Annotated in this window: 13 protein-coding genes; 4 read left to right on the forward strand and 9 right to left on the reverse strand. The window is 35.3% G+C overall.

The window, feature by feature from the left end:
• From ACLHG9_RS03535 to rpsL, 3 genes are all read right to left on the reverse strand, one after another.
• A partial coding sequence (locus ACLHG9_RS03535) for a GTP-binding protein (protein WP_410220146.1) occupies nt 1-194 on the reverse strand: 194 nt, incomplete at its 3' end.
• A gap of 19 nt (nt 195-213) precedes the next feature.
• The gene (gene rpsG, locus ACLHG9_RS03540) at nt 214-681 is read right to left on the reverse strand and encodes a 30S ribosomal protein S7 (protein WP_410220147.1); all 468 of its coding nucleotides are present in this window, start codon (nt 679-681) and stop codon (nt 214-216) included.
• Nucleotides 682-697: 16 nt separating this feature from the next.
• Nucleotides 698-1,111, reverse strand: coding sequence for a 30S ribosomal protein S12 (rpsL, locus tag ACLHG9_RS03545; RefSeq protein ID WP_008244597.1), 414 nt, complete (start codon nt 1,109-1,111; stop codon nt 698-700).
• A 404-nt stretch (nt 1,112-1,515) separates the two neighbouring features.
• Here rpsL and ACLHG9_RS03550 point away from each other — a divergent pair, with 404 nt between their 5' ends.
• From ACLHG9_RS03550 to ACLHG9_RS03560, 3 genes are all read left to right on the forward strand, one after another.
• The gene (locus ACLHG9_RS03550; RefSeq protein WP_410220148.1) at nt 1,516-2,925 is read left to right on the forward strand and encodes a sensor histidine kinase; all 1,410 of its coding nucleotides are present in this window, start codon (nt 1,516-1,518) and stop codon (nt 2,923-2,925) included.
• Nucleotides 2,926-3,008: 83 nt separating this feature from the next.
• Nucleotides 3,009-3,434, forward strand: coding sequence for a MarR family winged helix-turn-helix transcriptional regulator (locus ACLHG9_RS03555; protein ID WP_410220149.1), 426 nt, complete (start codon nt 3,009-3,011; stop codon nt 3,432-3,434).
• A gap of 11 nt (nt 3,435-3,445) precedes the next feature.
• Nucleotides 3,446-4,666, forward strand: coding sequence for an MFS transporter (locus ACLHG9_RS03560; RefSeq protein WP_410220150.1), 1,221 nt, complete (start codon nt 3,446-3,448; stop codon nt 4,664-4,666).
• Here the strand turns inward: ACLHG9_RS03560 and ACLHG9_RS03565 are convergent.
• The 6 genes from ACLHG9_RS03565 to ACLHG9_RS03590 form a co-directional block, all read right to left on the reverse strand.
• A complete protein-coding gene (locus tag ACLHG9_RS03565) occupies nt 4,663-4,845 on the reverse strand; it encodes a hypothetical protein (RefSeq protein WP_410220151.1) in 183 nt (60 codons plus the stop codon). The two genes, ACLHG9_RS03560 and ACLHG9_RS03565, sit on opposite strands and share 4 nt — an antisense overlap.
• A gap of 3 nt (nt 4,846-4,848) precedes the next feature.
• Complete coding sequence (locus tag ACLHG9_RS03570; protein ID WP_410220152.1) at nt 4,849-5,949, reverse strand: acyloxyacyl hydrolase; 1,101 nt, start codon at nt 5,947-5,949, stop codon at nt 4,849-4,851.
• Between the two features lie 126 nt (nt 5,950-6,075).
• The gene (locus ACLHG9_RS03575) at nt 6,076-6,315 is read right to left on the reverse strand and encodes a hypothetical protein (RefSeq protein ID WP_410220153.1); all 240 of its coding nucleotides are present in this window, start codon (nt 6,313-6,315) and stop codon (nt 6,076-6,078) included.
• A gap of 143 nt (nt 6,316-6,458) precedes the next feature.
• Nucleotides 6,459-8,435 carry a M1 family metallopeptidase gene (locus ACLHG9_RS03580; protein WP_410220154.1) on the reverse strand — a complete coding sequence of 659 codons (1,977 nt, stop codon included), beginning with the start codon at nt 8,433-8,435 and terminating at the stop codon, nt 6,459-6,461.
• A gap of 80 nt (nt 8,436-8,515) precedes the next feature.
• Nucleotides 8,516-9,232 (reverse strand): hypothetical protein, encoded by a 717-nt coding sequence (locus ACLHG9_RS03585; protein ID WP_410220155.1) that lies wholly within the window; start codon nt 9,230-9,232, stop codon nt 8,516-8,518.
• Between the two features lie 55 nt (nt 9,233-9,287).
• The gene (locus ACLHG9_RS03590) at nt 9,288-9,638 is read right to left on the reverse strand and encodes a Spx/MgsR family RNA polymerase-binding regulatory protein (protein WP_410220156.1); all 351 of its coding nucleotides are present in this window, start codon (nt 9,636-9,638) and stop codon (nt 9,288-9,290) included.
• Between the two features lie 124 nt (nt 9,639-9,762).
• On the opposite strand from ACLHG9_RS03590, the gene ACLHG9_RS03595 reads away from it, so the two are divergent.
• Entirely contained in the window at nt 9,763-13,251 is a 3,489-nt protein-coding gene (locus ACLHG9_RS03595) for a response regulator (protein WP_410220157.1), read from the forward strand.
• Nucleotides 13,252-13,266: the final 15 nt, after the last annotated feature.

Consider the following 13,266-nt stretch of genomic DNA (forward strand, 5'->3'; position numbering starts at 1 on the left):
GCTGCCGAAGTGATGGTTATCCCACGCTCAGCTTCTTGTACCATCCAGTCCATGGTTGAAGCACCTTCGTGAACCTCACCAATTTTGTGGTTTACACCAGCATAATAAAGGATACGCTCGGTAGTTGTAGTCTTACCAGCATCGATGTGTGCAGCGATACCAATATTTCTAGTAAATTTTAAATCTCTTGACATTATTATATGTTTGCTCTAATTAGAAACGGAAATGTGAGAACGCTTTGTTAGCCTCAGCCATTTTATGCGTATCTTCTTTCTTTTTAACTGCTGCACCTTCACCTTTAGCTGCTGAAATGATTTCACCTGCTAATTTTTCTTTCATGGTTTTTTCACCACGTTTACGAGCGTAAGAAATTAACCATTTCATGCCTAAAGCAATTTTACGGTCAGGTCTTACCTCTGTAGGTACCTGGAAGTTTGCACCACCCACACGACGAGATTTAACCTCTACAGCAGGCATTACATTTGTTAAAGCACGTTTCCATACTTCTAATCCATTCTCACCAGATTTTTTCTCTGCCAATTCAACAGCATCATAAAAAATAGAATAAGCGATAGATTTTTTTCCGTCAAACATCATGTTGTTAACGAAACGGGTCACCTGAACATCGTTAAATTTCGGATCAGGAAGAATGATTCTCTTTTTTGGTTTTGATTTTCTCATTTTTTTGTCCTCCTAATTATTTCTTTTTACCTTTTGTTGGTGCCGCAGCTACTTGTCCTGGCTTAGGACGTTTTGTTCCGTATTTAGAACGACGTTGGTTACGACCAGCTACTCCTGAAGTATCTAATGCTCCACGGATGATGTGGTAACGTACTCCCGGTAAATCTTTAACACGACCACCACGGATCAATACGATAGAGTGCTCCTGTAAGTTGTGACCTTCACCAGGGATATAGGCATTCACCTCTTTACCATTGGTTAAACGTACACGGGCAACTTTACGCATTGCAGAGTTTGGTTTCTTAGGGGTAGTGGTGTATACACGGGTACACACGCCTCTTCGCTGTGGACAGCTGTCCAACGCTGGAGATTTACTCTTAAACTCCAGTGCTACTCTACCTTTTCTAACTAATTGTTGAATGGTTGGCATTTCTTGCTTTTTGTTTCAATATTTATTTAATTTCCTTGTTGTTAGCAGTTTGCAACTAGCCCACATTAAGGGACTGCAAAATTAGAACAATTTCTTTTAACTATCAAGAGGTTACAATAAAAATTTTATAAGTTAAAAATAGCTTAACACAAGAGGGATTATTACCTAAACCAGAAACAATCCGCTGAATAAAAAAACAGCAATTCAAAATGACCTTTTAAAGTTTCATTACGCCATGAGACCTCAATTTATTTTTCAGAATATCTAAATATCAGCAAGATAACTTATAAACAAAATCAACTTTTCTTATTACTTTAGTTTATAGCATTGTTGATGAATTGAAACAATAGGCCAAAAACAATTTTGGATTGTTATCGGTGCTCAATATGCACAGAACCAGAAGAATGCATAAAAAAAGTTTCTTAATTTCTTACATAGTTGTTATTATAACCACTATAATAACCATTATTACTATAAATTATTTTGCCCTTAAAATATTAGACGGAACAAGAGCTTTTACCGCAGGCGAATCTTCGTTTACAAAGGGGCAGCAAGAAGCAACAAGATGTCTAACACTTTATATATTTACTAAAAACGAAGATTATTTTAAAAAGTTCAATGCTAATCTTCGTATTCCTATTTCTGACAGTCTGGCAAGAATTAATTTAGATCAAAATGGGCCGGAAGAAATTAGCCATAAGCATTTTATTAACGGTGGTAACAGTTCTTATGATGTAAAAAAAATGATCTGGATCTATAAGAACTTTAAAGATGCTGCAGCGTTCAGATCTGCTGTTGATATCTGGAAAGAAGCCGACCTGTTAATTATGGATTTAGAAAAAATAGGTCATAACATACACCAGAAAATATTAAAGCAGAAATTAACACAAGAACCTGAAGAAAAGAAGCTGGCTTTGCAAGTTAATTCAATTAGCGATCAGCTTACCAAAAAAGGAAAAGAGTTTGATGCTGTTTTGGCTAAAAGCATTAGATATATCAATAATGTAACCTTATATTTTATAACTATAGGAGCTATATTAATGATTTTATGCATAGTTCTTTACTCTGCCTTTTTTATTAAGAAGTTAAGCGCTTTACAAAAAAAGACCGATAGGCAAAACCAGTTCCTAACCCAGATTAACAATGAACTGGATATGTTTACTTATAGTGTATCTCATGATCTGAGAGCCCCCATTACTTCCCTTAAAGGATTGATTAAACTGGCCGAAACAGAGAAAAATCCAGAAGTTTTAAAAGAATATTACACCATGATGCATACGCTTACCTCAAGGCAGGATGCTTTTATACAGGAAATTATTAACTTTTCTAAAAACAAAAGAATAGAAGTTATCAATGAAGACATTGAACTTGTTCCTTTCTTTAATCATATTCTTAGCGACCTTCAATTTATGGTTGAAGACAAGAAAGTCGATTTCAGTATGGATATCAGTATAAATAAGATCTATTCAAATTTGTTCAGGTTAAATATTATCTTTTCAAATCTTATTTCTAATGCCATTAAATATTACGATTCTGAAAAGAAATGGATCAAAATTAAGATCAAAGCTTATCAGGAAGGGGAATTTAACATATTTACTGTTGAGGATAACGGATCCGGGATAGAAGAACAGCACCAATCCAAAATATTCGATATGTTCTTTGTAACCAACCACCATGAAAAAGGTACCGGTATAGGCCTTTATTTGGTTAAAGAAATCGTTACTAAATTAAACGGAACAATTGATGTTTATTCTGTCTATAAACATGGCACTAATTTTACCATTAAGCTCCCTATAAACAGTCACACTGGTTAACTTCTTAGGATTCTCATATATAATTGACATAAGGCTTACAAATACTAAATTTACTTTATAAAGTTGCTTTAGTATATTTGCGTATGAAAATTGCAATTCAGGATATTTCTAAGCTAAGGGCTTATATTTTTAAAATAACAAGGCTGATTAAAAAGCAAGATCAGGGTTTATTATTCTCAGCAACCGAGATGAATATCATAGGGCATTTAGATCGCAATCCGCAAAGTCTTCCTTCAGATTTAGCTGCCTTAGAGCAGGTTTCTGCACAGGCAATATCACAATGTTTAAACAATCTCGAACAGCAAGAGTTTATTTTAAGAACCACCGATTCTAAAGACAAACGCAAGTCTTTGATATCTCTTTCTAAAAACGGACAGTTAAAGTTAAGCCAGCTTAAACATACCAGAGATATGTGGCTGCAAAAAATAATAGATGAGAGATTGGATGAGAAAGAAATTGAATTGTTAAACAAAATCATTCCTGTATTTGAAAAATTGACCAACCTATAAAAGCCTTTCCTATGAAATCAATGTTCAGATCTTTTAATTACTACAACTATCGATTGCATTTTACCGGCCAATCCATATCATTAATTGGCACCTGGATGCAACGTGTTGCTGTAAGCTGGTTAGTATACCGAATTACAGGTTCTGCTTTTATGTTAGGTTTAATCAGTTTCCTTGCCTTGATACCTGCTTTATTATTAGGTCCTATTGCCGGTAATTTTGTTGATAAACGCAACAAATACAAAACAGTGCTGGTTTGCCAGGTTATCTTCATGTTACAGGCAGGTGTACTTGCACTTCTGGTATGGCTAAAACATTACAATATCACACTTATAGCTATTTTAAGTTTAATACAGGGCATAGTTGCTACCTTTGAAACCACTGCACGCCAATCGTTGGTAGTAGAATTTGTGGATAATAAAGATGATCTTTCTAATGCGGTAGCTTTAAACTCATCTGCATTTAATGCGGCAAGACTTATAGGTCCTGCCCTTGCTGGCATTATATTAAGTACCTATGGAGAAGATGCTTGTTTTATCCTCAATTTTTTGAGTTTTATCCCTGTAATTATCTGTCTGCTATTAATGAAATTAAATCTTAAAAGCAATAATGTGCTAAATGAAGATATATGGACCGGCCTAAAAAAAGGCTATCATTATCTGGAGGATTCGCCCGATATTTCTTCTCTTATCATTGTCTTAGCTTTTTCAAGTCTTTTGGTTATTCCGTTTTCAACACTATTACCCGTATTTGCGAAAACCGTATTTAATGGCAATGCAACTACATTTAGCTGGTTTGAAAGTGCCGGAGGTTTGGGTGCGCTTTTGGGAGCGATATATATGGCATCATTAAAATCAGGGAAAGACCTGAGCAGGATTGTTATTTTATCTGCCATTATATTTGGCGCCGGGTTAATTTTACTGTCTGCTGCTCCAACTGTTTGGTTAGCACTAATTAGTACAAGTCTGGCTTGTATAGGCATGATGATGTTAACCTCTGCAATTAACACTTATATACAAACTCACTCTGCAAATGAACTAAGAGGAAGAGCTATCAGTTATTATTTAATGGCGTATCAAGGTATATTACCCATCGGGACTTTGGCCATAGGTTACTTTGCCCATGTTTTGAGCGCAAAAACCATTGTACTTATAGAAGGTATCTTAGCCTTTATTATTATTGTGTGTTATTATTTTTACAACCAGGGCAAGAAATACAATCAGCTACAGGATTAACGCTTAACGGTAATAACTCTACCCGTTACTAACGTAAATTCAAAAATCTGGTACAGGCCATCGTCGGTTATGTTAATCCGGTCTACCAACCCTGTTTTACTGAAAGTATCGGTAACTAAATCTCCCTTTTTAATATTAACAAGAATCTCTATAGGAGTATCTTTTGTAAGCCTGATCATACTTTATCTCGTCATTAAAAATCCAAAACCTAAATAATCTGCTTCTGTTTTATGCACATATATTTTAGCTTGTAAAGAGAACCAATTGGTGGCCTTATATTTAAAGCCGGTAGTCCAATAGGTTTTAACCGGTTTTAAGCTATCATAATAAATATAATAGCCATATTTAAACATGGCAGCTAAATTTCCCATCCAAAAATCGGGCCCAACAGCTAAGCCTACACGCCAACGTTTAAATGATGAAGCATTAGACTGATAAGTTTCCAAATTTCTATCAGGATCGTAAATCGTATGATAATATACAGCATCTATTCCGGTACTTAATGCCCAAACATGCGATAGCCTATAATTATAACCTGCATACAAACCTGTCTTGTATAAGCCGTCTTTACTTTCATAAACACCTCTTCTACCTATGTTTGCACCCAGATCAAACTGATGCTTTTTAAAAATATCTGTTTTGTTGGTAATAGTATCTCCTGCTGATCTGTTAAAATTATATTTGATTCCTAACCCGGCACTGACCACATTCATTCCATTATTGGGAACTCTTGTTCCGGCATTAGAATAGTGCAAAATATCTATTCCGCCTGTAATATCCATTTTGTTATTAAGTGCAATACCAGTCTTTAGAGCTATTCTGGAGGCAAAATTTAAATGTGCTCCTATAATTGGATTTTCATTGGTATACCACGTTTCACCAGCATAAAGCCCACCAAATGAAGGGGCTACATCTAAATAAAAATGATCAAAACTGATTAGAGGAATAGTTATACCTGCTAACAAACCATAGCTATCACCGAATTCTTTTTCAACAGGCTGGTAAAAACGTTTTACCCCACTCATATTTTTATAGTTGAAAATAACATCTATACTTTTTAGGTTCAGTTCGCGCATCCAGGCAGCAGGATTGTCCGTGGCATGTTTATGGTAAACCAGTTCAGCTCCATAAACAGGGCCCATTAGTTTATTTATAGGATTGGCTGAGAAGCGGGTTAGACTTACTTGCGGAGTAAATTCTATTGAGGAGTTATTTTGGGCATTTGCATGTGAAATATGAATGCAAAAAATGATCAATATTATGAAAAGAAATCTGCCTGCCATTTTCATCATTGTAATTTGGCAACTAAGATAAAAATAATAAAGGCTTTGATTTAAGGGTTAACAAAAAATCCCGAACAAAATATGTCCGGGATCTACTAAAAGAAAACTACTATTTTTTATTATTTCTTACTTTTTAGGAGTAGCTGCTTTCTCAGCTTTTTTTACCTCTTTTTTTGCTTCTTTTTTAGCTTCAGGTTTCTCAGCTTTTTTAGGTTCTTCTTTTTTTGCCGCTGGAGCTGTAGTTGCTGCAGGAGCTGCTTTTGCCGCTGGAGCTGTTTTTGCTGCTTTTGGTGAAGTTTGTGCGCTTACGGTGCTAACTGCGAATAATGCTACTAATGCAAATCCAAATAATTTCAAGTTTTTCATTTTTTAATTTTTTATGTTGATTAATTAATTTAATGACACTAAGTAAGAGAGCAGAAATGAAGAAACTATGAAGTTTTATTTTTCATAAAAAAAGCTCCAGCAAAATTGCTGGAGCTTTTAAGTTTTTTAAGATTAAATAGCTCTTAGTTTGCTGCTTTCCATTTGTTATTATCAGCATTACTATCTGGTAAAACCTTATTAGGATCTAATGTAATTTCTGTAACCTGCTCTTTTGAGCTATAGTTAACAGTCCATGATACATTTTTCATCCAAACATCAACAGGTAGCTTTATAAGCTCTGTTTTTCCACTTGCGGTTTTAAATTCAACAATAATCGGCATTGGCATTTTCTCTAAATTATCTATACGAACTGCGTAATGATAACCTTGATCATCTTTAGTTTCTTTAACATCTCCTATAGCCTGATCCATTTTCCAGCTGTTTAAGAACCAACTTCTCCAGAACCAGCTTAGGTCTTCACCTGCTCCATTTTCCATTGCTCTGAAGAAATCAAAAGGTGTTGGGTGTTTATAGGCCCAAGCTTTAATGTACTCTTTGAAAGCATAGTCAAAACGATCTTTACCTAAAATTTCGTTCCTCAATAAGTGTAGGCCCCATCCTGGTTTAGAATAAAGATTAACACCAATGTTGGCTTCACGCATAGCATCAGGCATTAACATAATATTTTCATAACGAGGGTTGCCAATAACCGCTTTACCTATGGCATTCATATCAGCTTTACGTGGTTTGTATTCACCATTGTTAAAAGCTTCGCTTGATAAGTCATTAATAAATGTATTGAAACCTTCATCCATCCAGCCGAATTTACGCTCGTTAGAACCTACGATCATCGGGAACCAAATATGACCAAATTCATGATCAATCACCCCCCATGCACTTCCTTTTTTAGCATTCCATCCGCAGAAAACAATACCAGGATATTCCATACCACCAATGTTGGTAGCTACGTTTACCGCCATCGGATAAGGGTATTCATACAATTGTTTTGAATAGAACTCTATCGCTCCTTTTACATATTCAACACCACGTCCGTAACTGTCCATACCTGCACTTTCTACCGGATGTGCCGAAACAGCTAAAGATTTTTTACCACTTGGTAAATTGATACGTGCGGCATCTAACACAAAAGCCTTAGAACTTGCCCATGCCGCATCTCTGGTGTTGACCATTTTAAATCTCCAGGTAAGGAAATCTTTAGCAGGACGAGATTTAGGATCGGTAACTTCTTCTTCTGATCTGATGTGAATGGTTTTATCGCTTAATTTTGCTTCATTCCATCTTTTCAATTGTTCAGCAGTAAATACTTCCTGAGGGTTTAATAATTCTCCAGAACCCATTACAATATGGCTTGCAGGTGCAGTGATTGTGTAGTTGATATCACCGTATTCACAATAGAACTCTCCTCCGCCCCAATAAGGTAAAGTATTCCATCCTAATACATCATCATACACGCACATTCTAGGGAACCATTGTGCAACGGCAAAAATTTCACCGTTTTTAGTAGTTAAATGACCGGTTCTGTCTGAGCCCAATTTTGGAATAACATAGTTGTAGTCTATTTTAATCGTAATTACATCGCCATTAGCGGCCATTGGTTCATTAAGTCTGATCTGCATTCTGGTATCTTCAACAATTGAAGAAAACTTAACCGCTGCGTTTTTCTGGCTTACGCTTACACTTTTGATTTTATACCCGCCGTCAATTTTATCTCCTTTTGCGCCATAACGACTGTTATTCGGTGTAATTTGCTTACCTCTTGAATTATCTGCAAAAGAGTTTTGGTCTAACTGTAACCATAAAAACGGCAGTTTATCTGGACTGTTGTTTTTATACGTAATTGTAACTGAGCCCGTAACACTATTTGCCGCCTCATCTAATTTAGCTGTAATGTTATAGTCTACTCTGTTTTGCCAGTATTTTGGTCCTGGATAACCACTTGCAGAGCGAAATTCGTTACCGTTCTGGGTATAGAACAACGGTCCAAAAGCATCTGCTGTACTGTAATTTGATGAAACAGCATTTGGTTGTTGCGCACTTGCTTTTAATGCAAATGTACCCACCAAAGCTATTACAAAGATTTTGGATATAAATTTATTCATAGCTGTTTTAATTTGCGTTAAATCTAACTTTTCTGAAAATCATTTTCAAATTAATGGCTACATTGTTACCAATGTTGCATTTAGTTGGCTTTCAGCTTAGGAAGTGCAGGTAATTTCCTTGCTTCCGGCGGTAATCTTAGCCACTCATGAAAAGATTTAACAATATAATAGGGATAGTTAAACGGATGTTCTGCTTTGACCTGTTCTGGCGTAGGGCGATATAAGCCAATAAAATCTTTGATGTCTTTTCCTTTATATTTAGTCAGATCCAATATTACTTTTTCGTTAAAATTATCGTTGATTTCAGTAAGGAGTTCGTCCTGTTCTTCAAGTTCTCTTACTTTGGCCTGTTGGCGTCTGTATTTACCGTAACCTAAATTAAAACCAATTCCTCCTTTTTCTTTTGAATAATCTATTCTTCTGGAAGGAGTAGCATTTGGATCTTTTGTATCTAAAAATGGTGATATTTTAGCCGTAGTAACATTAACTGTATTTAGTGTATTTACACTTGTTCTTAAATAAATATTTTTAGGAAAAAGATTGATGAGATAAACAGTATCCGTTTCATATCCCATCATACCAAAGGTAATTAGATCGCCTGTTTTTGCTCCAATGGCAAAATGTCCGTCTTTATCACTAAAAACAAAGGCTTTGGAGCTTAAATTTCTTACACTTACCCCTTCTAATGCAACACTTCGTTTTTCGTTATCAAAGATATTACCTGTAAGATAGGTCTGCTGCGCCATTGAAAAGAAAGGAGCAAAAGTCAATAATATGAATAGGAGCTTTCTAAGCATAACCAAATTTAGCAGGTAATGTGATTTAATATACAGATTTAACAATTTTTAACAGCTACTTTGCCAGTTTCGCCGCATATGCATTTTCATCAAATCCTATAAGAACTGGTTCATTATTGATCTCAACAACAGGCCTTTTAATAGCACTTGTATTTTGTTTTAAGTAATCAATGATTGCATTATCATTATTTAAAACCGACTGCTCTTCTTTGCTCAGCTTTTTATAAGTAATGCCTTTCTTGTTCAGAACAGTTTCTGCACCAAAAGCTTCAAACCATATTTTAAGTTTCTCGTCTGTAATCCCTTTTTTCTTAAAATCATGAAATTCAAACGCTATATTTTTTTCCTTAAGCCAATCTTGCGCTTTTTTTACTGTATTACAATTTGGTATGCCGTATAAGATCATTTGCAATTTATAAGATATGCATGTAAAGTTAGTAACTTTAAATTATTTTAAGCGGCATAGTAACTGATGATTCTCTAAAAAAATTATTGCATTTAATTCTATCTTAGCTTTATAATTTCAACCAATGATCAAACTCTCCTTTAAACAGCAAATATTTACGGGCTTTGCCATCTCACTCATATTTGTTTTGGTATCAGCAATGATGTCTTATTACAGCATTACTTCTTTAACAGAAAGTGCTGCTTTAGTTGAACACACTCAGGCAGTGATCAAAAAAGCCGAAGAAGTTGAAGTCGAGATTATCAATTCCGAAGCGGGCCTAAGGGGCTTTGTTATTACCCTAAAAGACGAATACAAACAACCTTATAACCAAAATATAGATAAAATCATTCCCTCTATTGAAGAGCTTAAAAAGACAATAGGAGAAGAAAGCTCAAAAGCAGAGCTTATTGATAGTTTACAGCATTATGCAACTTTAAAAGTTTATGATCTTAAACAGATTATGACTAAGGCTAATACATTAGGATCTGAAGCTGCTAAACAACAAATCGCTACTGATAAGGGCCGGATATATAAAGAACAATTCATTAAATTTAACAATCTGCTTATAAAGGAACAATATAGTTTACTTGCTCAAAAAAAAATTGTTAATGAACAACGTGCCCGTAGAACCATTTTAGTGGTAACTATAAGCTCTTTTATTATTTTCGGACTTATATTGTTTTTGTTCTCTTATATTAAAAGAACCTTTGATCAACAGAAAGAGACCGAAAAGCTAATCAGAAGCACCAATGATGAACTGGCTTTACTCTCAGCCAAGAATGAACATAACAATTGGATGTTATTGGGCGAAACCAAATTAAACGAGGTAATGCATGGCGAGCAATCCCTAGATGAGTTAGCCACTGGGGTTGTAACCCAAATCTGCACTTACCTGTCTTTACCTATAGGTTTATTTTTTCTTGCAAACAGAAAAGAACAGACCTTAAAAAATAAAGGAGGTTACGCCTGTAAAATAAAACCTGGTTTTTTTGAAATTAAATTTGGTGAAACATTGGTAGGTCAGGCTGCTCTAGAGAGGAAAATAAAAATATTAGACAACGTCCCCAGCGATTACATTAAGATTGAAACCGCTTTAGGCAATGTATTACCTGTTCAGATTGTCTGCCTGCCCGTTTTATTTGAAAATGAGACAATCGCCGTTATTGAACTGGGTTTCAGGTCAAAAATAACTGAAGAACAAATCGCATATCTTGAAGCCGTAACACCAAATATAGGCATTGCAGTAAATGCAGTTTTGGCAAAAGTAAAATTACAGGCTTTGTTTGAACAAACACAACAACAAGCAGAAGAACTTGCCAGTCAACAGGAAGAACTCAGAGTAACCAACGAAGATTTAATTCATAAAACAGAAGAGTTACAAGCTTCAGAAGAAGAGTTACGCGTACAGCAGGAAGAGCTACAACAGGCTAATGCAGAACTCGAAGAAAAGGCGCAATTGCTCGAAGAAAAAAATATTTCATTAAACCAGGCCAAAGAAGCCATTAGCTTAAAAGCCGAAGAATTAGAATTAAGCAGTAAATACAAATCTGAATTTTTGGCCAACATGAGCCATGAATTAAGAACTCCACTAAACAGCATTTTAATTTTGGCTAAAATATTAAAGGAGAATAAACCTTTAAATCTTAATGAAGAACAGATTAAATATGCTGGAGTAATACACAATGCCGGAACAGACTTGTTATCGCTCATTAATGACATCTTAGACCTGTCAAAAATTGAATCGGGCAATGTAGATCTGGTTGTGGAAAGAGTATCTTTAGAAGCAATTAAAGAACAAACTGATGCTTTATTTACTGAAGTAGCAAATCAGAAAAACATCAATTACCAATTCAAGCTGGCCAACGATCTTCCAGAATATATACAAACAGATGAAACCAGACTTACCCAAATCATTAAGAATCTACTATCAAACGCCTTTAAATTCACTTCAGATAGTGGCAGTGTTACTGTTAATGTGGGTATGGCAGGAAAAGAGCAGAAATTTTATCATAAAAACCTGAATAATGAAGCTTCAACAGGTGTGCTTTATTTCTCAATAAAGGATACAGGAATAGGCATAGCTGCAGATAAACAGCAAATCATTTTTGAAGCTTTTCAACAAGAAGATGGATCTACCAGCAGAAAATATGGAGGAACAGGTTTAGGCCTTTCTATCAGCCGAGAACTGGCAAATTTACTTGGTGGCGAAATCCAGTTGCAAAGTCAAGCAGGCTTAGGGAGCACCTTTACTTTATTTATACCCTTACATACAGAAACTGAAAAACAAGAAACAAAACAAGATCATCAAGCTCCAAATAGGCCCGAAGAATTACCTTTAAAACCAGTTTCTGCTGAAGAAATTGAAACTGATAAAAAACATACCAAGCTTCTCATTGTTGAAGATGATGAGAATTTTGCAGAGATTTTGAAAAATTACGCTATAGAAAAAGGTTTTGAACCAGTTTTAGCTTATAGTGGCGATAAAGGGCTTGAATTAGCTCAAACCCTAAAACCTGACGCAATCATATTAGATATCATGCTTCCTGTTATGGATGGATGGACCATTCTCAAAAAGCTAAAAGCAGAGCCTGATACGCAACATATTCCGGTGCATATGATGTCGGCGGGTGATGAAAAGGTAAAACAAGCTCAAAAAGAAGGCGCTATTGGCTTTTTAAAGAAACCAATAGAGAAAGAGCAGTTAGATAAGGCTTTCCGTTTATTATCAGAGCATAACGAATATCAATTTAATAATGTCCTGGTTATAGAAGATCAGGTTCTACAAAGTAATGAGCTAAGCGCCCAGTTAATTGAGAAAGGTGCAAAGGTAGCACAAGCCTACACAGGCGCAGAAGCAAGGCAGATACTTGAACACAATCATTTTGACTGTATTGTTTTAGATTTGAAATTACCTGATATATCAGGTTTTGATCTCCTTGATGAGATTAAACTAAATCCTAAATGGGCGGCTACACCAGTAATTATCAATACTGCCATGGAGTTAGATAAAGAACAAATGGCTCACATTATGCGACATACGCAAGCCATGGTACTTAAGAACAATAAATCTAATGACAGGCTATTGGATGAAGTTAATCTTTTCGTAAATAAAATCAGAAAGGAAGAACCTCAACAAAAAAACAATAGTGCAAGTAAAACGCAGAAAGTTAAAAGTTCATCTGTAACCATTGAAAAAGCATTGGAGAATAAAAATATCCTGATCACCGATGACGACATGCGTAACATATTTGCGTTATCATCAGCATTGCAATCTTATAACATTAATGTAATTATTGCCACAAATGGTAGAGAGGCTTTAGAAAAATTAGAAGAACACCCAGAGATAGATTTAGTGTTAATGGATATTATGATGCCCGAGATGGATGGGTATGAAGCCATGAAAGCTATAAGGAAACAACCCAAACTGGCTAAACTACCAGTTATAGCTTTAACGGCCAAAGCCATGAAAAATGACAAAGAAAAGTGTATAGATGCAGGCGCAAATGACTATATCGCTAAACCAATTGATACAGACAAATTATTATCTATGCTAAGAGTTTGGCTGAGTTAACAATTAATTCTACAT

The sequence above is a fragment of the Pedobacter sp. genome (genome assembly GCF_046462515.1).
In the GTDB taxonomy this organism is placed as follows: domain Bacteria; phylum Bacteroidota; class Bacteroidia; order Sphingobacteriales; family Sphingobacteriaceae; genus Pedobacter.